This window comes from Streptomyces lateritius (assembly GCF_014649715.1).
GTDB classification, from domain to species: domain Bacteria; phylum Actinomycetota; class Actinomycetes; order Streptomycetales; family Streptomycetaceae; genus Streptomyces; species Streptomyces lateritius.
Window position 1 is genome coordinate 1 of the sequence record NZ_BMTO01000010.1, and the last position, 19,601, is coordinate 19,601.

The following is a 19,601-nucleotide window of genomic DNA, read 5'->3' on the forward strand; positions in this document are numbered from 1 at the left end:
GTCCAGGAGTTCGCCGCCTGCGGCGAGCGCAGGACGACGTTCTCCTTGAAGCCCTCCGCCAGCGGCACCAGCTGCACATCGGTGTCCGGCAACACATCGGCGTACGTCACCGTGCCGTTCGCGGCCACCGTGGGCTCGGCCTTTGCGGCATCCTTCAGCGCGTACCCGAGCGAGCGCCCCGCGCCGAAGTCGACCGACGCCAGCTGCTGGTCCGAGGCGTCCTGCGCGAACTCGACATCCAGGGAGTTGGCGCGCTGCTGCAGACGGCCGTCGGTGTCCTCGGTCAGCCGGGTGTCGATCGGCTTCCAGGAACCGTCAGCCACCTTCACGTTCGTACGGCCCGCGAAGTGACGCACGGTCGTGGAGCCGTCGGCGTTGACGTAGAAGTCCGACGTCGCCGTCGACTTCTTCGCATCCCGCTTACTGGTACGGGCGTCGAAGCTCTTGGCGTCGCCCTTGGCAGCACCGGTCTTCGACGTGCCCGGGCGCTCGTTCGGCCGCTCGAACGCATCGAGCTCACCCTTGCCCTTGCCCGGCTTACGCCCGGCATCACCCTCGGCGCTCGTGGCGTCCGAGGAGGCGTGGTGCCCCTTGCCACGGGCGGTACCGCCCTGCTGGTCAGGGGTGTCCAGAGGGTTCTCGTTGATCCATTTCCAGAGCCCGGAGAGGGAGAGTTGGGGCATCTTCACCGGCGAGAGCGTGGCCCCCATGGCCATCGCCGTCTCAGTGGTGAGCATGCCGGAGAAGAAGACAAGAACGAAAAGAGCCGTAGCCCTCAGTCTGCGCCTACCGGAACGACCCGGTGGAAACAGCCGAGGGCTACGGACCCAACGATCACTCATGGGCCAGCCTTTGCTTACGTGTTGCGTACAAAGAATCGTGAGCCTGCCTGATGTGAGCCCATCAGTTCCACTCGAGCCCAAGCCCTTTACTAGATCTTTGCCAGTGGCGGTCAACCGGTTCCGACCTGTGCGTTCTTGCGTACCTGACGATGCGTCTAACGGTGTCCGCTAACGGCGTTTTGAGGCTTTCCCTGAGCCCCGGAAAGCCCGAGTCTGTTCGACTGCCGAGGAGGGCGAAAACGGACCTGGGGACATTCCACAGACCTTGTCATGCGATACTTGCATTGATCATGATCCGCGCGATCTGGCACAGTCCGGAGAAACCTCTCCATCGAGCCCCGACGTGAGCAGCCCTCCGCGGCCGGATATCGCCCCAACCGCTTGGCCGAAAATGCAGATATCGCCGATACTTTAAGGGCTGTTCGGCCTTGTCACTTCGCCGCGCTCCGAAATCACCCCTCGAAACCAGCGCCGACACGATTCCCACGGTGGTCCGTACTCACCCGGACCGTGAACCGCGAACCGTGGTGTCCCACCACATGCGCCTCTGACCTGCGCGTTCCTGCCGGTGTGGAGGACACGCAATCGTCCCCGTCGGCCGGGAGGTGGTGCCGATGTCCTCCCCCGAGACCGCTCCGCCGACCCCGTCCGGCCTCAATCACATCGTGTCCGCGAGACGCGTCGACACCGCCGTCGAGTGGTACGACAACTCATCCGATCAGGCTACGACTTGCTCTCTTCTTCTCATCGGCCCTCCCGGTCCGGGCGGCGCCAAGCCGAGCCCGTGCCGGGAGGCACAGCTCGTGACCGCGCGCTCATCCTGTCGTCGTGTCGAACGCGGCCAAGTGGAAGGGAGGTGTGTTGTTGAACTGCACCAGGAGGCCGCCCGCGGCGACCAGGCGGCTCGGACTGCCCTCCCGGTACGTCGGGGGCAGGCGCGCGGACTCGGTGATCGCACCGGTCGCCAGCGACCGCCGGCGCAGTTCGTAGGAGAGTCGCTCGCCTACCATGTGGTCCGCTTCGACCGTGTAGAGCGAGTCTCCCTGAATCCTCAAGATCGTGACGTCGGAGTCCTCCCCGGGCGGCCGAACGTGCCAGCGAACCTTCCCTTGTCGGAGGTCGACGGCTGCCAGCCCCCGCGTCCTGCCTTCCCCCTCGGTGAACGTCACCCACACCCCCTCCCCGGTCACGTCCTTGCCCGCGAAGCGCCCGAACGGATGCGCCGCGGACACGTCCAACGGCGCCTGTCCGTCCGGACGGAGGATGCGTACCTTCTCGAGCTCGATGGTCGGCGAGTCGGGGTCCTCGTATCCGATCACCACAGGATCGGCCTCCAGCAGACGGACCGAGGTGGCCTGGTCGGCGGTCTCGACGACGCGTGACCTGCCGGTTGTGGTGTCGAGCTCCACGACACGGCCGGAATACCGGCCGTCGGGGGACTCGCAGGACTCCGAGACGAGGGCCGATCGGGGGCCGGGCAGCACTTCCCTGGCTCTGCAGTCGGCCTGGGTCCACCGGTAGCTCCACGCCGTCCTGCCCGTCGTGCGCCGCAGGCCCAGAATGCCTTCCTCCCCTCCGACGAGCAGGATGTCGCCGGAGACGGAGGCCAGTGCCAGGGGTGCTTCGCCGATCCGGCGGTGCCACAGCAGTCGGCCCGTGGCCGTGTCGAGCGCGGCGACGGTGTCGCACAGGGCCGGTGAGGTGTGGGCCTTGCCGAAGCGGACCAGGCCGACCCTGCCGCTGGTGGCGGTGGTTCCGTCCGAGCCTCCGCAGGGAACCATGCCCGCGGTAAGCGGGGTCACCGTCCACCGGGCGGCGCCCGTACGCGGATCGAAGCCCCGGACGGCGGCGGAATCGACGCGGACGACCGCGGTCTTGGTCAGCCAGGCCGCAAGCACCTCGGCGTCTGTGCCGTCGTCGTGCGGCAGCGCGGTCCATGCCCGTCGGCGTTCCCCGGCGACGGTGATGGCCGGTACCGGGTCGGCGCCCTCAGAGGCGGGTTGAGCAGGTGGATCAGGTGGAGCGACGGCCGTGCCGCTGCTGCCGCCCTTGCCTGCTTCGGGACTCCTCGAGCCGTCCCGGTCGGGGAGCCACATCAGCGCCGTCGTGACAAGGGCCGAGACGGCCAGGCCCGCGGCCGTGGCCATGAGGAGGCGGGGGCGGCGGAACCTGCGCTCTCCCGTGCCGGCGTCCGGGGCCGGGCCCGCGGAAACCGGTAGCGTTGATGCGGGGATCGGCGGCGCCAGACGGTACGACGTCGGCTCCTGCGCCGCCTCGTGCGGGGCCGATCCCTGCGCCCGGGACTGCACCGCACGGGCCTCGGCGATCACTTGCCGGGGGCTGGGCCGCTGCCCGGGATCCTTGGCCAGGCAACGTCCTATCAATCCGGTCAGCTCCACGGGCACACCGTCCAGGTCCGGCTCCTCGTGGACGGTGCGGTAGGCCAGAACGGCGGGCGGGCCGTCACCGAACGGCTCTCGCCCGGTGGCCGCGAACAGCAGCACCCCGCCCAGGGAGAAGACGTCTCCGGCGGCGGTCACCTGCTCCTCCGCCATCACTTGTTCGGGCGGCGCGTAACCGAACGTGCCGAGTATCCGGCCGGCACCGGTGAGGTCGTCGGAGTCGGCGGCCCTGGCGATGCCGAAGTCGATGACCCGGGGGCCGTCTTCGGCCAACAGCACGTTGGACGGCTTGAGGTCCCGGTGGACGATGCCCGCGGCGTGGATGACGATCAGCGCCTCGCCGAGGGCCGCCGCGAGGGTGCACAGACGGTCCACGGTCAACGGTCCGTCACGACGGACGGCCTTGTCGAGAGAGGGGCCCGGCACGTAGAGGGTGGCGAGCCATGGGACGGCGTCGTCGGGACCGGAGTCCACCAGCGGAACGGTGAAGTAGCTGAGGACCTGCCCGGCGGCGGCCGCCTCGCGCCGGAACCGGCCCCGGAACTCGGAGTCGGCGGTGAACGCCTCGTGGATGAGTTTGACGGCGACCCGGTGCCCTTCGGCGTCCTCGCCGAGGAAGACCCGTCCCATTCCGCCCTGGCCCAGCTGTCCCAGGAGCCGGTACGGGCCGACACGGCGGGGGTCGCCCGGCTCCAGCGGATGGGTGAACGTGCTCATGAGCGGCTTCCCGAGGACCGGAACATCATGACGCCCTTCGTCAGCAGGTTGTGTACGCCGGTCATCAGCGCGAGCCGGTCACCGTGAAGACGAGCACCGTCGAACTCGGCGCCCTCAGGCAGCGCCGGTAGCGTGCCGAGTTCCTCTGCCCGGCCGTCGGCCAGGGCGTACCGGACAAGGGCGGAGGTGCCCGGCGCGGCGACGTGGACGACGTGGACGCCCCGGTCGTCCACCCCTGCGATGACCGGTTTCGAACCAGTCGGCACGGGGACATGCCAGCGGATCGTGCCGGTGCGGGAGTCGACGGCCACGATCCGCCTCTGCATGATCCGCCGGTCCTGGTCGCGCTGACTCACGGTGTAGACCGTCTCCCGCCAGCCGAAGACGGTAGGGGTCAGCTGGTAGTCGTTGCGGACGTCGTCGAGTCGGCCGAAGGGCTGTGCCGCCCGCAGATGGGGGCCGGGACGGCCGGTCCCGTCGAACACCATCAGGGGGCCTCCCATGACGCCGATACTCCCTGGGAGGCTCACCACGGCCGGTTCGGCACTCTCCACCTGCTCGGCGGGGATGTCGCCGGGAATCCTGGACGTCCACCGGACCGTGCCGTCGGCGGCATCGATCGACCGTACGGTGGTGGGGCGGGAACGCCCGCCCGACTCGTCGAAGGGACAGGTCAGCGTCTCGACCAGGGTGAACTGTCCGGCCGTCGCGTCATCGACGGCGCACTTCTGGTCGCGGCCCCGGTGCGACCAGGCCAGGGAGCCGTCGGTCAACCGCAGGGCGCCGACGTAGTCCCCGTTGTGCACGATGACATGACCGGCAGCGACTGCGATGCTCCTGGGGTTGGCGCTGGAGTACGTCTCCCCGCCCGGGTGCGGTCGAGCCCAGCGGGCTCTGCCGGTGGCGAATTCGACGGCGACGATGCGGTCGCACCTGCCGGTGCCTTGAGCGCCCCTCGCCGCGGGCTCGGCGAAGGTGACGGCCCCGACACCGCCAGGAGCGGTACGAGACGCCTGGCAGGGGACCAGCCCCGGCTCCGGCGGCTGGAGCGTCCACAGCGCCTTGCCGGTGTCGGTGGAAAGCCCCTGAACAGCCTGTGGGCCGACCCGGACCAAGATCTTGTCGGTGAGCCACGCCTCGACGGCGTAGTCGTTTCCGTCCTTCGTGACCCGCTCGTACTCCGCTCTGTTGTGGTCCTGGAGGATGGTCGTGTCCTGCCAGGCTCTGGTCCACGGCCCGACGGGCGCAGCCGGGCCGAGCGCGCTGATCGGTGCGGGCAGCGGAAGTCCGGCAGGCTTGGCCGGGGCAGGCGACTTGGGTACGGGGCGAGCGCCGGACCCGGTCCCGGCGCCACCGCCCGTTCCGAGCAGTGCGAAGGCGCCGCCGACCAGTCCCGCCACCACGGCCAGGGCCAGGCCGCCTCGCGTGATCAGCACTCGGCGACGTGAGACCGGCCGGCGCGACAGCCGCGAGAGGAGCGCGGCAAGGGCCGAGTCTGACGGCAGCCTCCGGCCGGCGAGCGCCTGCTGGATCGCCGCCGGATCCGGCCGAGCCGTGGGGTCCTTGGCCAGGCATGCGGCGACAAGAGGGAGGAGACCGGCCGGGACGCCGTCGAGGTCGGGCTCCTCGGTCATCGTCCGGTATCCGATCCGATGGTGGGGACCATCCCCGAACGGCGGTCGCCCTGTCGCCGCGTACGCGAGGATCGCGCCGAGCGCGAAGACGTCGCTCGCGGGCTGCGGGTCGCCTCCGAGGTACTGGTCAGGTGCCATGAAGCCGGGGGTGCCGATGACCAGGCCGGTCGCGGTGAGGCGGGTGCCGTCCATGGCGCGGGCTATCCCCAGGTCGATCACCTGCGGGCCCCTGTCCGGGTGCAACAACACATTGGACGGCTTCAGATCGCGGTGGACCAGCCCTGCCGCGTGAATGTCCGCCAGCGCTGCGGCCAGCACCTGGGCGAGTTCCCTGAGCCGGTCCTCCGACAGCGCTCCCGTACCGCGCACGGCGTCTTCGAGAGAGGGGCCGGGCACGAAAGCCATCGCGAGCCAGGGCACGGCCGCGTCTGCATCGGAGTCGAGGAGGGGAACGACGCAGGGGCTCGTGACGGCGCGGGCGGCCGCCACTTCCCGCCGGAAACGCGCCAGGAACTCCGAGTCGCGGGCCAGTTCGGGTCGGACGACCTTGAGTGCGACCGGAGCCCGCGCAGGGGCGTCGGCTCGCCGGGCGAGGTACACGTGCCCCATACCGCCTTCGCCGAGGAGCCGCTCCAGCACGTACGGCCCGACACGGCCTGACCCACCCTCACGTGACGTATCCGCACCCTGCTCGGCACGACTGCCCCCGTCGTCAACGCCCCCTGCGTCATGCATCGTTGACACCACCCCCATCAATCGCAGATCGTAACGCCGCCCGGCCCCCGATGGCCTGACAATGCCACGGCGGACCACGTCCTCTGCTCCGCCCTGCCACGTGAAAGTCGCGGCGCTCGGCCGGTGAGTCGGACCCGGTGGCCTTGGTCGGGCGGCGTCGACCCCTTTCCGGTCGAACGCCCACCCACCGGGGTAGGGGCTGCGCCAGGCCCACGCGGCGGTGTCATACCGAGTCGGCCGGCTGCTGGTAGGGCATGCGTGGGCCACGACGGCCGGACTGAATGAGCCGGTCCGGCCCCGGGGAACGTCGATCTCCACCGCGCCGGCATCGGTCAGCACGCGCTTCCGTGATCACCGGATCAGCCGGATCGGACACTCCCCTGCCGGGCGCGGTCCCTGTCCGGCGCCCGGCTCTCCGGTGGCGATGTCGTAGCCGTGGAGCGATCCGTCGGGCTGGAAGTCGATCAGGACGGATCTCCCGTCCGCGGTGCCGGCGGAGATCACGAGGCCGGTTCTCACCCCACCGGACCGTTCGCCGCGGCACACTGGCCGCGGCGAACGGCGTCGCGCCCCGAGATCGGGGGGGCTCCCCGCCGGTGCTACTTGAGATACGCGGCGAGCGGGAGGTTCTGCCGCCGCACGTCACCGGCGACGAGCCTGGCGACCTGCTGCGCCCCGTGGGTTTCGAAGTGGGTGCGGTCGTTGCAGAAGAAGGCTCCCACGGGACCCGATCCGTAGTCGCCGTTGTGGGGGCAGAAGCGCTGGCTGTTGTAGAGCGAGACGCTCAGCGTCTGCAGGTCGATGACCGGCGCTCCGGCGGCGGCTCCGGCGGCGAAGGTCTGGTTGACGAAGCCGCGGTTCTTGGTCGCCGTGCTGCCGGAACAGGTGATGGCGGCGACCGGGGTGAGCAGCACCGGGTGCGCGCCCCGCGCGAGGGCGGCTTTCGCCATCGTGGTCATCAGCTGTTGGTAGCGGGCCGGCCCGACGTGCCGGGGGCAGGTCGAGGAGGAGTCGTTGATGCCGAACTGGATGAACAGGTAGTCGCCGGCCTTCATCCCGGTGCTCGCGTTCAACATGGTCTGCCAGCGGGCCGAGTACGTGGGGGACGTGATGACGCACTCGCCGTCGGAGCCCTTGGTGTTGCTCACGTTGGACTCGTACAACCAGGTCTGGACGCTGCGGCCTCCCACCGCGTGGTTCCTGACGGTCACGTCGGTGTTGAACAGCGCGTCGAACTGGCTGCCCCAGCCGACCGGGCATCGACCGGCGCTCGGGTTCGCCATGGTGGAGTCACCGGCCAGCCACACGGTGACCGGCGCGGCCGCCGCGCGTGCGGCCGGTGCCGCTGCGCTGGAGACGTCTGCGCAGTTCGCCGCGGTGCTGTCCACCGCCGAGGCGGCGCGAACGCCGAGGTTCGACAAGGCGATGACCAGAGCGGTGGTGATGAGCATCCGTGCACGTGGCATTTTCATCTGGTTTCCTCCCAGGGACGGACTCCGCCCCGCTTGGGTCAGCGCAGGTAAGCGGCCAGGGACAGGCGCTGCTCCCGGATGCCCTGGAGGAGCAGCTCGCCGATCCGGGTCGCGCCGTACTGCGAGAAGTGCGTGTTGTCGGTGACGCCGTCGACGGAGGAGCGCAGGAAGAGCTGTGCGGAGGCGGACGTGCCGAGCGACTCGACCAGCGCCTTGCTCTTGGCGGTCAGATCGATCACCGGAACCCTCTGCGCCGCACCGACCGCCCGCATCTCGGCGGGCAGGTTCACGCCGACGCCGTTGACGTGCAGTGCCGTCGGCGTGAGCCGGTTGCCGTCGAACAGCCGCCGGACCGGTGGCGTCACCAGGACCGGGACGCCGCCCTTGGCGCGGACCCGCGAGATCATGGTGTCGAGGTTGTTCCGGTAGGCCGACGCGCTGGTCTGCTTGTCGTTGTGTCCCAGCTGGATGAAGACCGGGTCGTTCGCCCTGATCTTCGACAGCAGCGCCGGAAAGAGCGCCGCGTTGCTCAGGAAGCTGCCCGAACCCTCTCCGGAGTCGGCGTAGTTGGCGATGACGGCACCGGGCCGCACCGCAGTCGTGATCACCTGACCCCACCCGGTGTACGGAGCACTCGGCTGATCACACACGGTCGAGTCACCGGCCAGGTAGGCGACCAGCGGCTGGGGCGCCGGCTTGACCGAGACGGCCGAGACCTGCGGATTCGACCCGGTGAACCTGATGTTCAGACCGGGGTTCCCCGTACCGCCCTGACCGGTCGGCTGCCCCTCCGGCTGCCGCACGTTGACCGTGAACGAGTACGTGGCGACGCTGCCGGCCGCCGTCCTCGTCGCCGGAAGCATCAGCCGCCGGGCCTCCACCCACATCTCGGTCTGCCCGGCGGAAGCGGCGCCACCGAGGGAGACCGTCACGTCGTAGTTGCCCGGAGCGACCGCGTAGTGACAGGTGATCGGCGAGGTGCCGGAACAGCCGGCCGGCAGAGCCCGCGGTGCGGCGACATCGGCATGTGCCGCACCCGTACCCGCCAGCGCCGCGAAGGTCAGGAGGCCGGCTGCCCCCAGCCGGGCCCCGTGCCCGCTGCGGCGCCTCAATGACATGCTCATCAGATTCGCTTCTCCATCCTTGGTCGGGAAGACGTACAGGTGCCGGTCGGTGGCCGTCGCTCAGGCCTGGGTGAAGCCGTTCATGATGGTGGTGGGCCGCTGGGTGGCGGAGTCCCAGGCGCCCATGGCGTAGCCGGTGAACGGGGACATGCACTCCGGTTCCCAGTAGAAGATGCCCTGCCCGCCGTTGGCCTTCAGCGCCTTGGTGTAGGCGACCAGGGCGGCCTGGGTGGAGGCGGCCCTGTCCACCCGGCCGCCGAACTCGCTCTGCAGGAACGGTTTGCCGTAGGCGTCGGAGATCCTCTTCATGTTCGCCACGATGCCGGGGGCGACGTCTGCGCTGCCGTAGGAGGAGAACACCGACATGTCCCACTTGCCGCCGTTGGCCGCGTAGCGGCTGAAGAACGTCGTCATCACGTCGTACTTCTGCGGCTGGGCCAGGTGAATGCACACCGTCGCGTTCGGTGACACCGCTTTCACCTGGGTGTACGCCGCGTTGAGCAGCCCGGTCATCTGCGCCGGGTTGGAGACGCTGCCGACGGGGCGGCAGATCCCGCTGTTGATCTCGTTGCCGATCTGCACCCAGGTGGGGAGCACGTCGTTGTTCTTCATGACCGTCATGGTCTGGTTCACGTACGTGCTCATCGCGGTGCGCATCTGGTTGTAGCTCATGTTCCTCCACGCTGCGGGCGGGTTCTGCACGCCGACGGAGTTCCAGGTGTCGCCGAACATGTAGTCGAGCATGATCGACATTCCCGCGGCCTTGACCCGTTTGGCGAAGGCGGCGACCTCGTTGATGCCGCAATGCCCGTCGGTCGGGCTGCTGGAGGGATTGACGAAGGTGCGCAACCGCACGGCGGTGATGCCGTACCCCTTGAGAATGGTCAGCAGGTCCTGCTTCTGTCCGCTCGCGTTCTTCCACGAGAAGCCGCGGGCCTCCATCTGCGGAACCCAGCTGATGTCGACGCCCTTGACGAAACCCGCGGCGGCATGGGCCGGCGTCTCGAGTTCTGCGAACGCGGCGGCGGTGGCGATCGCCCCGGCGGTGGCGGTGGTGGCCTTGAGCAGGGTCCTGCGGCTGATCGGTCCGGAACCGGATACCTCGGGCATGGTCGTTCCTTCCTGCGCACCGGCCGCACCTGAGTCGCTGCGGCCGACGGGCGGGGTGGTCGTGGGGGCGGTGTTTCCAGGCTTGGTGACGGTCAGGGGGGGCGAGGGGCGGTGGTCCGTCGTAGGAGGCGTTTCGCGCCGATACGACCGAGCCGCGCGTGCAGGGTGCTGTTGCCTGCGCCGGCCGTGTCCGGTCTCCCGGCGAAGCAGCCGGCCCCCGGCCGCCGACCGACCGCCCATGGGGCGGGATGGACGGCCGGGGAAGGTTCAGGGCGTGTGGACGGTGGGCCGCGGAGCCGTCGGCATCCCGTGGCCGATGAAGAAGCTCGGGTGCGGCGGCTGGTTGTAGGCCGTGTTCTGCCAGGCCAGGGCCGTACGGTACTGGGTGTCGTGGAGCAGGGTCGTGATCCGGGTGTTCGTCCGGTGCGGCGTGGAGTAGATCCGCAGGGCCGTGTTGTTCGCCGTCGGCCAGACGACCTCCTCGCGCCAGTCGCCGAGGATGTCTCCGGACAGCGACGGGGTGGCCTTGGTGCCGTTGTTGGAGTGGACCCCGGAGCCGGTCAGCAGTCGGGTGTCGCCGGACGTGCCGTACTTGTCGACGCGGGTGCCGTCGAGGAGTTCGCGCACGGGGTCGCCGTCCCACCAGCTGACGAAGTTCATGCTGGACGGCTCCCGGCCCAGAGAGGCGCCGGTGGCCGAGCGCAGGGTGGTGTCGGTGGCCGACCAGGCCTCCGCGCCCGCACTGCCGGCGTAGACGTCCGCGGCGACCCCGCGGCCGTTGTCCGCGCCGGAGGCCGTACGCCACAGGATCTGGCCGGTGCGCGCGTCGGCCGTCCACGAGCCCGGCTTGCTCCCGTCCTCGGACACCTTGAAGTACTCCAGGCCCGCGCGGGACGGGTTGAGATCTCCGACATGGCCCGCGTCGCCGTGGCCCAGCCTGGTGGTCCACAGCCCGTTGCCGTTGTCGTCGACGGTCATGGCGCCGTAGACGATCTCGTCCTTGCCGTCAGCGTCGACGTCCGCGACGGAAAGGCTGTGGTTGCCCTGACCGTCGTAACCCTTACCGCTGTTGGCGGAGGAGGTGGTATCGAAGGTCCAGCGACGGGTGAACTGGCCGCCTCGCCAGTCCCAGGCCGCGATCACCGTGCGGGTGTAGTAGCCGCGGGCCATGAGGAGGGAGGGACGGGCGCCGTCCAGGTATGCCGTTCCGGCCAGGAAGCGGTCGACGCGGTTGCCGTAGCTGTCACCCCAGGAGGAGACGTTGCCGCGGGCCGGGACGTAGTCGACGCTTTGCATCGCCTTGCCGGTCTGCCCGTTGAACATGGTCAGATACTCCGGCCCGGACAGGATGTACCCGCTGGAGTTGCGGTGGTCGGCCGCCGAACTGCCGATCACCGCGCCGGTGCCGTCCCGCGTGCCGTCGGCCGTCTTCATGGCGACCTCGGCCTTGCCGTCGCCGTCGTAGTCGTACACCTGGAACTGCGTGTAGTGCGCGCCGGAACGGATGTTGCGGCCCAGGTCGATGCGCCACAGCCGGGTGCCGTCCAGCTTGATGCCGTCGACGATCGTGTTGCCGGTGTAGCCGGACTGGGAGTTGTCCTTGGCGTTGGTCGGCTGCCACTTCAGAATCAGATCGAGCCTGCCGTCCCCGTCCAGGTCGCCGGCACTGGCGTCGTTGGCCTCGTAGGTGTACGGCGAGTTCCCCGGAGCGGTGCCCCCGGCCGGCGGCGAGATCGGCACATCCAGGTATCCCGGCCGGAACTGCAGCGCGCGCTCGGAGGGGGCCTGCTCGGTGCCGTTCACCACGGCGCGCACCGTGTAGTCGGCGGAGTCCGGGGCGCCGGAGTCGAAGTGGTTGGTGGAACCAGTGATCGGCGAGGAGTTGAGCTTCGTGCCGCCGCGGTAGACGTTGAACGTCACGTCGTTCGGGTCGGTGGCCAGCCAGCGCCACGACACCAGGTTCCCGCTGCTGGTGTGGACACTGGTCAGTCCTCGGTCGAGGCGCTCCACCTGTCGCGCGGTCGCGGCCTGCGCGGTCTGGGGAAGCATGGTGAGCGCGGAGCCGGCCAGTGTGACGGCGGCGGCGAGAGCGCCTGCGATGCGGCCGCCCGAGGCTCGGCGGATTCTTCGTTGCCACGGCGCCGTGCGGGGACGGCGGTGGGAGTCGGTCACAGTGACCTCCGGTGTGGGGGTGGGGTGTACGCGCCTTGCGGTGCATCACGCGGTGGTGGACGACGGGGTGCTTCCCCCGCGGAAGACACGGGTGGTGATGGTTCGCGCCGGCGGGTTCAGTGAGGCGGCGCCACCGGAGACGTCCGGCAGCCCGACCTCACCTTTTGTTCTGATCATGACAATCTGATGGAAGGGGCGATGAGCGGTGGCTCTCAGCTCAGGACGGACTCCCAGGTGGTGGTGCTGGAGCCGGCGCCGGAGGGGAGGCGGTCGCGGGCGGCGGTGTCGCCGTACAGGCTCCAGCGCATCCAGTCCACGAAGGTGTTGATCGTCCGCGAATCGCCGAAGTAGTTGCTGTGGCCCGCGCCGCGGAAGGTGAGGAACGCCTTGGGTGCGGGCCGTTCGCGGTACGCCTGGCGGGCGGAGGAGATGGGGCAGGTGCTGTCCCGGTCGCCGTGCATGAACAGCACCTTGGCTTTGACCCGGCTGCTGGGATTGCCCATGTCCACGCAGGACATCGGGATCGCAGTGACGATCCGCTCGTCCGGCCAGGCGGTCAGCAGGCCGTGGGTGGTCATGCCGCCCATCGAGTGGCCGGACACGCCGACGCCGACCGTCGTGTTGATGTGGCCGGCCAGCGGATCGTCGGCCCGGGCCAGCGCGAGGGTCCGGGTGATGACCTCGGAGACGTCCTTGGACTGGTTGCCGTTGTAGACGTCTCCGCCACTGAGCCTGGCGAAGTGGGGGGCGGGGACGACGAAGCCGGCCTCGGCCAGAGGGCGGATGATCGCCAGGGAATTCTGCGGGCTGCTGCTGAAGCCGTGCATGAACTCACAGACCGGGAAGACGCCCTCGGCGACGGGCGCGTTGGTGACGGGGGCTCCGCCCGGAGTGCCGGTGGCCGGGTAGTAGACGTAGGTCGTCCACCTGCGGGTGCCGCGGCTCCAGGCGTACGCGCGTACGCCGACGGCGAACCGCTTGGTCGGTGCGCCCTGCGGCCTGACAAGGGCGCCTGCCTGCCCGGCACCGAGCAGGGAAGCACCCACCCCCGCCGCACCGGCCGCGCTCAGGGTCAGGAAGGTACGCCGTTGCATGCTCATGGATGACTCCTGTGTGAGTGGGGGGGTTGAGGTGGGGGAACGTGGGGTCTCGTGGCCCGGTCGCTTCATCGGTGGGGAAGCATCAGATGGGGTGACGGCGTGTGGTGCGACTTCCACTGAAAAACGGGAACACGCTGCTCACGAGCGACGGTGCGGACCTCAACTCGTACGCCGGTCCGGGAACCACCGCGACTGTCGAGCCGGCCAGCCGTAACTCACCCATGGAGATGCCTCCTGTCACCACTGATGCGGAGGTACGAAGGCCCGAGGCGGCGAGGGGCGATACATGCGATCTCCTCGTTGCGCACCACATGCCTGTGAACGTTCCCACATCACCTTGAATGACAGAAAGAGTCGCGACCGGACTCTCATCTGTCAATCGTTGCGGCCCAATCCCTTTGAACTCAGCCGTGACAGTGACCGATGCCGGCACTCATGCCGGCGATCGTGTGGGCACTGATGTCCAGGTGCGGACCGTCCGCGGACCGGGCCGCCACCGTACGGACGTGTTCCTGGGCCGGTTGCGCCAGACCGTCGTACACCGCGACGCACACCGCCCGCGCCCGGGACCGAGGCCAGTCGGCCGGCAGCAGACCGATGGGCAGCAGGGGGTCCAGCACCGGGAAATGGCGGTAGGTGTTCATCGCCTCGGTGCGGGCGCGCACCGCCGCTGCGCCGGTGACGCCACCGGCGCTGATGAGAGGCAGCAGGCTGCTCCACCGCCGGATGAAGATCTGGTACTGGTCGGCGATGCCGGGCAGGTCCCACGCCTCGACCGGGTTGCGGTTGGCCTCCGTCTCGAGATCCACCTGTCTCGCGCGGAACACGCTCACCGCCCCCAGCGCCAAGTCGGCGAGTTCGGCACGCCCCTTGGAGGTGAGGGGGTGCGGTGATGCCCAGACCGCGTCGTACAGCGGCGTGTACCCCCGCCACCGCAGCGCGGTGCGCAGCGCGCGCCGCCGCGTGCTCGCATGTTCCGGTACGGAGAAGGCGACCAGCGTCCACCATCCGTCCCATGAGTCGGGTTGCGTGGTGAACGTGGCGATCGAGCCACCACCGTTCCACAGATCGACTGCGGCCTCCCGGGTCAGCCGGTACGAGCTGTACCGCCCCTGCCGACTGCCCTCCAGCACCCCTCGGCGCGCCAGCCTGCTGATCGTCGTACGGGCGGCGCCGTCGGCCACGTCGAACTCCCCCAGCAACGCCACGATCGCCGCCGCCGGCAACCAGGCCCGGGCCGGAAGCGTGTAGTCAGCGATCAGGGTGACCGCCAAGCCCGCCGGTGAACCGCCGGTCTGCCAGCGCGGCAACCGCGTCGGCCGAGTGCCGTCGCCGGAGAAGATCTCCTCGAGGTGGGACAGGTTCGTCAAGGTCTGCTCCGACGCGTCGCATACGGCGGCCCCCGTGAAGGCCTGGTCTCACGCCCGGACCGGACTCGCGCGGCACTGTCGCCACCCTGTCCGCCGATGTCTCCCACGACAATCGGCACGCTCGCGTCGGCGAACGCGCACTCGGACGCTGACTGACGTGGTCGACTGACGTAGTTGAGCATCAGTTCGATGCCCGGTCGGACACTGAGTGAAGCACGCTTTCGAGTAACGGAGGGATCTCGCCCGCCGCCCTGGTTGCGGATGCCACGCTCGGTCCGCCGACACCGTGTCGACGAGCGGCGGGCCGACCGGGCCGGGACGCAGTCGGCGGTGCAGAGCGCCCCCGAAGCGCAGCACACGGTCCGGCCGCCATCGGCCGACCGACCTGCAGCGCGCTGTGCACGTTCACACCAGTTCGCGGGAAACGCTTGAAACGATCACCCGCGTGCGCTTACATCAGCACGTGCTTGATCGTGTACGTTCACACGCTTGGCGCAGGGCCTCGCCTTGAAAGCCCGGCGACTCCGGCCGCTCGCTTCGAGTGCAACCTCATGCGTAGCCACCACCACCTACCAGGGCCAGGATGTCCCGGGTCGTGAGCGCCACCGGTGGTTGAACCCGTTCGGCCAGGGCCCGGGCCCTGGCGGCGGAGCTCCCGCGACGTGCGCGGCCGCTCTCTTGCGCGTGCCGAGCCGGCCCCTGACCCGGCCGAGCCTCCTCGTCCGCCCCACCGGAACGGGGGGCTCCGCCGCCGCCCGGGGCGCACGGGGGGCAAAGGGCGTGCGGCGCGGACGCCCTACGGGCGGCGCCGCACGCCGGACGGGCCATCAGCGGACGACGGGCCTCGTGAAGTCCGCGCCGGGGATGACGATCGGGCGCGAGATCAGCTTCAGCCGGTACTCCATGCCCACGTCGTCGATGAGGAACGGCATCCGGTTCTTGTTGTCCTCGATCACCATGAACGTGAGGGTGACCTTCTGCGGTGACGTGCTGTAGAAAGCGTCGGGCAGGGTGAGCGAAACCTTCTCGTACGCGCCTGCGGTGCCGCCCTTGTTCATGCGGCTGTGCAGCTCGTGACTCTGCCCGTTCTCGGCGGTGGCTTCGACGACCAGCTGGCGGAAGCCGAAGTCCGGCGAGTCCGCGCGGACCACGTCGCTGCGAAGCCAGAACGTCAGCACCGGAACCTTGTACGCCGGCACGGTGACCTGCTGGGAGATGCGGCTGATGCCGGTGTAGCCCGTTCCGCCGAGTTCGGCCTTGCCGACGCCGGAGCGGGCGGGCCAGGCCGAGGAGTTGTTGACGGGGTGCCCGCCGAAGGGGGTCACGTACTCGCTCCAGGACGCGTTGCCGCTCTCGAAGCCCGGGTTCGCGATCTCGGACGTGCCGGCGTTGGCGCTCGGTGCGGCGATGAAGGCGGCTGCCGCGGCGAGGACGGTGGAGGCGGCGAGTATGCCGGCTCTCCGTGTTTTCTTTCTCATGGTTCTCCTGGCTGTTTCCTGATTCCGGTTACGGGCCGGCCCGCAACAGCCCCAACGGTCGGCCCGCGCACCTCCGACGGTTCGTCAGAAGGTGGGGCGGCCGGGCCGTGCCCGCGGACACGGTGGTCACCCGTGTCGAACCGCGCGGCACACTGTAGCGCCCGCACGGGGCAGTCCGACACGAACGGTGTCACACGCCGCCTGAGGAGCGTCCGCGGCCCCTCCGCACGAGACGGGTCTCCCGAACGGCGCGCAGGGGCTCTCTGATTGGAGCGTCCCAGTGCTGTCACCGCAGGGGGTCGCCCTGGCCTGGATGTGCCGGCACGGTGGGGGTGCGGCCTTCTCGTTGACAGGAGGAGATCTGGGTGACACTGATGTCGATCGCCGCTCAGCAAGACGTACTGCATGACGGCTTATCACGACCCCGTGACCAACCACCCGAGACCATTTGAAGACGTCACGTAGGCGGCTCGGCGGTAATGAGGCCACCGGTTCCCGCTGCACCGGGCCTGGCTACGGGACACGCCTCGCCGTCACCCACGCACGGGTAGTGCGATGAGCGGCATCCTGTCAGCCGGCCGTCCACACGGTGCCGCGGGCCTCGTACTCGAGCATGGACTGCACTCCCAGCGCGGCCTCGACGCCCAGTTCACGGCGGACCAGCCACAGGGCGAGGTCCAGGCCGGATGTGACCCCGCCGGCGGTGACCAGCTCACCGTCGTCCACGACCCTGGCGTTCTTCAGCAGGCCGCCCTGCCGTTCGAGGTCGGCCCGGGCCCTGTGGTGAGTGGTGCACGGCCGGTCCCGGATGACGCCCGCAGCGGAGAGGAGCATGACGCCGGTGCACAGGGCGGCGAGAGTCAGGCCCGGGCGGCGAGCCTCGGCCAGTGCGCGCGGCAGCGCGCCGCGGCGGATCTCCGCCCACACGCCGGGGTCTTCCCGGCGGGCGTACCCACCACCGGGCACGACGAGGACGTCCGCCTGCTCCGGAGCCCAGCCGTGGTCGACACGGATTTTGGTCCCGAAAGCGGCGGTGACGGCGCGCGGGCCGTCCAGGGAGACGTAGCGGACATCGACGGAGCGGTCGGTGAAATGGTCCGCAGCGGCCAGCACTTCGTACGGGGCTGCGAGGTCGAGCTCCTCCACCCCCTCGAAGAGCACGACCTGTACCCGCAGCGAGGGGTGACGGCGGGGCTCGGACGCGGCGGCCGCGCCGAGGGAAGCGCCGGTCGTGAGGCCGGCGGCTCCGAGGGCGGTCGCACTGCGCAGAAGGGTGCGTCGGTTCACGTGGATCTCCTCTGTTGGCGTTGGAGTGGGTCGGGTGGGCCCGAAGGGTCAGCGAACGAGCGACTCGTCCGCCAGGTACGGGAGTGCAGGTTCGTCCTGGATCGTGCGGTACCGCTCGCGCGAGTTCTCGCGGCCGTGGAGGTGTCGACGAGTCACAGGCCGCCGTCGATGCCGGCGGAGACGCCCTGACTGGTGACCAGGCGGTCGTCGACCAGGGGGAGGACGGGTGAAATGATCCACGGGCCCTGTCATGCGCCGTTCACGATGCCCCGACGTTCGTACTCGAGGACCTCCTCGGCGAACAGGGCCGCGTCCGGGCCGAAGAACCGCTCGAGGAGCCAGATTCCCAGGTCGATGCCCGAGGTGACACCACCGCAGGTGACCAGGTCGCCGTCGTCGACGACCCTGCCGCCGACCACGTGTGCGCCTTGCGCCCGTAGGTCGTCCAAGGCGATGTGATGGGTCGTGCAGCGTCGTCCGGCCGTGAGTCCGGCGGCGGACAGCAGCATGGTGCCGGTACACACCGCCCCGAGGAGCAGGCCGTCCCGGCGGGCGGCCGCCAGCGCTCGGGGCAGGGTGCCGCGCCGGATCTCCCGCTGGATGCTTGAGCCGTCGCCGTAGCCGCCACCGGGGACGATGACGACGTCCGCGGAACGTGGCGACCAGGCGTCCCGGCACACGATCTCCATGCCGGCGGACGTCGTCACCCGACGGGGACCGTCCACGGTGACGAAGGACTGCACAAGGCGTTCTTCGCCGACGATGCCGAACACCTCTACGTGGCCGGCGAAGTCCTGCTCTTCCGCACCGTCGTACAGCACGGTATGGACGCGGAGGGGGCGAGCGGTTCGGGAGCGCTCGGAGCGGGAAGGCATGAGGGGTCCTCCGTGAGGCGGGACGACGGGGATCCCGGAGCGGAGCAGGCCGGGAAGTGAGAACGCCCTCAGTCTCGCGTCGACCCGTGATCACCGACACGGGCGTGCGTGCCTCTGGTGCGCAAGATACGGCCAGGCCGCGGAGCACCGTCAGTGGCGGAAAGCGGTCCGGTACGCCGATGGTGTCGTGCCCACCTGGCGGGCGAAGTGGTGACGGAGCGTCTCGACGGATCCGAACCCGGTCTCCTGCGCGACTCGTGTGAGAGGAAGATCTGTCGTCTCGAGGAGTTCCCTGGTGCGCTGGACGCGCTGGGTGAGCAGCCAGCGCAGGGGGGTGGTGCCCGTCTGGGCGCGGAAGTGCCGTGCCAGGCTGCGTCGGCTCATCATCGCGTGTGCGGCGATGTCGGCCAGGGACAACTGTTCGCTCAGCTTGGCACGCATCCACTGCAAGGTCTCGCCGAGGTCGGACGAGTCGTCGTCGGGCGTGCGGTACTCGATGAACTGCGCCTGCCCTCCGCTTCGTTGGGGCGGCATCACCAATACCCGCGCGGCATCCGCTGCGACCGCCGCGCCGTGGTCGCGGCGGACCATGTGGAGACACAGGTCCAGGCCCGCGGCGATTCCCGCCGAGGTGAGCACCTGTCCCTCGTCGACATAGAGGACGGACGGATCGACGCTCGTTCCGGGGAACCGCTCCGCCAGAGTCCCGGCGAAGCGCCAGTGCGTCGTCGCCCTGCGCCCTTCCAGAAGTCCGGCGTGCGCGAGGGCGAAGGCCCCCGTGCAGATGGACGCGACCCTCGCCCCGCCGGCCGCCGCCTCCCGTAACACGCGTACCGCTCGCAGGTCTGGGACCCGGTCGGCGGGAATCCCGGGGACGATGACCGTGTCGGCGTCAAGAGCATCGTCCCAGCAGTACGAGGAGGAAATCCGGAACGGCTCCGTCGGCCCGGCGGTCGTGGTCATGTCCCGGTCGACACAGACGCGCACCTCGTAGGCAGGTGCTCCGCCAGGTCCGGTGGCGAGCGCGAACACCTGGCAGGGAATGGACAGATCGAAGGCCGAGACACCGTCGAGCGCAAGAACGGCAACCGTGTGCATACGGCCGGAGCCTACGCCACGCTCGTGAAGCCCTTGGTCGAGCCGCCCGCGCCTGGGACGCCTGAAGTCGCCTACGCCGCAGCTCACTTGACCGGCAGCCCGTCGGCACCCTCGGCCAGCTCATCAGCGACCCCACGGGGGCAGCGGCTCGCTCACCGCGCCCGCGCTGCGAGGCGCTCCGATGT

The 19,601-nt window shown here is 69.8% G+C and carries 14 protein-coding genes; all 14 read right to left on the reverse strand.

What is annotated here, in order from left to right; all coding sequences use genetic code 11:
• On the reverse strand, positions 1-737 hold a 737-nt coding region (locus IE136_RS20870), incomplete at its 3' end, for a hypothetical protein (RefSeq protein ID WP_189601092.1).
• A 920-nt stretch (positions 738-1,657) separates the two neighbouring features.
• On the reverse strand, positions 1,658-3,961 hold the full coding sequence (locus IE136_RS20875) for a serine/threonine-protein kinase (protein WP_189601093.1): 2,304 nt from the start codon (positions 3,959-3,961) through the stop codon (positions 1,658-1,660).
• Positions 3,958-6,348 carry a serine/threonine-protein kinase gene (locus tag IE136_RS20880; protein WP_308432440.1) on the reverse strand — a complete coding sequence of 797 codons (2,391 nt, stop codon included), beginning with the start codon at positions 6,346-6,348 and terminating at the stop codon, positions 3,958-3,960. Before IE136_RS20880 ends, IE136_RS20875 begins: the two co-directional genes overlap by 4 nt.
• Positions 6,349-6,681: 333 nt before the next feature.
• Entirely contained in the window at positions 6,682-6,849 is a 168-nt protein-coding gene (locus IE136_RS20885; RefSeq protein ID WP_158984729.1) for a hypothetical protein, read from the reverse strand.
• A gap of 80 nt (positions 6,850-6,929) precedes the next feature.
• Positions 6,930-7,802 carry a GDSL-type esterase/lipase family protein gene (locus tag IE136_RS20890; protein WP_229819000.1) on the reverse strand — a complete coding sequence of 291 codons (873 nt, stop codon included), beginning with the start codon at positions 7,800-7,802 and terminating at the stop codon, positions 6,930-6,932.
• A 38-nt stretch (positions 7,803-7,840) separates the two neighbouring features.
• On the reverse strand, positions 7,841-8,926 hold the full coding sequence (locus IE136_RS20895) for a rhamnogalacturonan acetylesterase (protein ID WP_229819001.1): 1,086 nt from the start codon (positions 8,924-8,926) through the stop codon (positions 7,841-7,843).
• Between the two features lie 60 nt (positions 8,927-8,986).
• Positions 8,987-10,036: a glycosyl hydrolase 53 family protein gene (locus IE136_RS20900; RefSeq protein ID WP_189601095.1), complete on the reverse strand. Its 1,050-nt coding sequence runs from the start codon at positions 10,034-10,036 to the stop codon at positions 8,987-8,989.
• A 267-nt stretch (positions 10,037-10,303) separates the two neighbouring features.
• Complete coding sequence (locus IE136_RS20905; RefSeq protein WP_444545721.1) at positions 10,304-12,208, reverse strand: rhamnogalacturonan lyase; 1,905 nt, start codon at positions 12,206-12,208, stop codon at positions 10,304-10,306.
• A gap of 212 nt (positions 12,209-12,420) precedes the next feature.
• Complete coding sequence (locus IE136_RS20910) at positions 12,421-13,308, reverse strand: alpha/beta hydrolase family protein (protein ID WP_158984733.1); 888 nt, start codon at positions 13,306-13,308, stop codon at positions 12,421-12,423.
• 404 nt (positions 13,309-13,712) lie between these two features.
• Positions 13,713-14,678, reverse strand: coding sequence for a PaaX family transcriptional regulator (locus tag IE136_RS20915; protein WP_189601096.1), 966 nt, complete (start codon positions 14,676-14,678; stop codon positions 13,713-13,715).
• 827 nt (positions 14,679-15,505) lie between these two features.
• The gene (locus tag IE136_RS20920) at positions 15,506-16,156 is read right to left on the reverse strand and encodes a hypothetical protein (protein ID WP_158984737.1); all 651 of its coding nucleotides are present in this window, start codon (positions 16,154-16,156) and stop codon (positions 15,506-15,508) included.
• Between the two features lie 570 nt (positions 16,157-16,726).
• A complete protein-coding gene (locus IE136_RS20925; RefSeq protein WP_189601097.1) occupies positions 16,727-17,443 on the reverse strand; it encodes a DJ-1/PfpI family protein in 717 nt (238 codons plus the stop codon).
• Between the two features lie 248 nt (positions 17,444-17,691).
• The gene (locus IE136_RS20930; RefSeq protein ID WP_189601098.1) at positions 17,692-18,318 is read right to left on the reverse strand and encodes a DJ-1/PfpI family protein; all 627 of its coding nucleotides are present in this window, start codon (positions 18,316-18,318) and stop codon (positions 17,692-17,694) included.
• Between the two features lie 150 nt (positions 18,319-18,468).
• The gene (locus IE136_RS20935; RefSeq protein ID WP_189601099.1) at positions 18,469-19,416 is read right to left on the reverse strand and encodes a GlxA family transcriptional regulator; all 948 of its coding nucleotides are present in this window, start codon (positions 19,414-19,416) and stop codon (positions 18,469-18,471) included.
• Between the last annotated feature and the right edge of the window lie 185 nt (positions 19,417-19,601).

Excerpts from the sequence above, each read along its gene's own strand:
- IE136_RS20875 (WP_189601093.1), bottom strand. The coding sequence starts at position 3,961 with ATGAGCACGTTCACCCATCCGCTGGAGCCGGGCGACCCCCGCCGTGTC.
- IE136_RS20880 (WP_308432440.1), bottom strand. The coding sequence starts at position 6,348 with ATGGGGGTGGTGTCAACGATGCATGACGCAGGGGGCGTTGACGACGGG.
- IE136_RS20890 (WP_229819000.1), bottom strand. The coding sequence starts at position 7,802 with ATGAAAATGCCACGTGCACGGATGCTCATCACCACCGCTCTGGTCATC.
- IE136_RS20895 (WP_229819001.1), bottom strand. The coding sequence starts at position 8,926 with ATGAGCATGTCATTGAGGCGCCGCAGCGGGCACGGGGCCCGGCTGGGG.
- IE136_RS20900 (WP_189601095.1), bottom strand. The coding sequence starts at position 10,036 with ATGCCCGAGGTATCCGGTTCCGGACCGATCAGCCGCAGGACCCTGCTC.
- IE136_RS20910 (WP_158984733.1), bottom strand. The coding sequence starts at position 13,308 with ATGAGCATGCAACGGCGTACCTTCCTGACCCTGAGCGCGGCCGGTGCG.
- IE136_RS20920 (WP_158984737.1), bottom strand. The coding sequence starts at position 16,156 with ATGAGAAAGAAAACACGGAGAGCCGGCATACTCGCCGCCTCCACCGTC.
- IE136_RS20930 (WP_189601098.1), bottom strand. The coding sequence starts at position 18,318 with ATGCCTTCCCGCTCCGAGCGCTCCCGAACCGCTCGCCCCCTCCGCGTC.
- IE136_RS20935 (WP_189601099.1), bottom strand. The coding sequence starts at position 19,416 with ATGCACACGGTTGCCGTTCTTGCGCTCGACGGTGTCTCGGCCTTCGAT.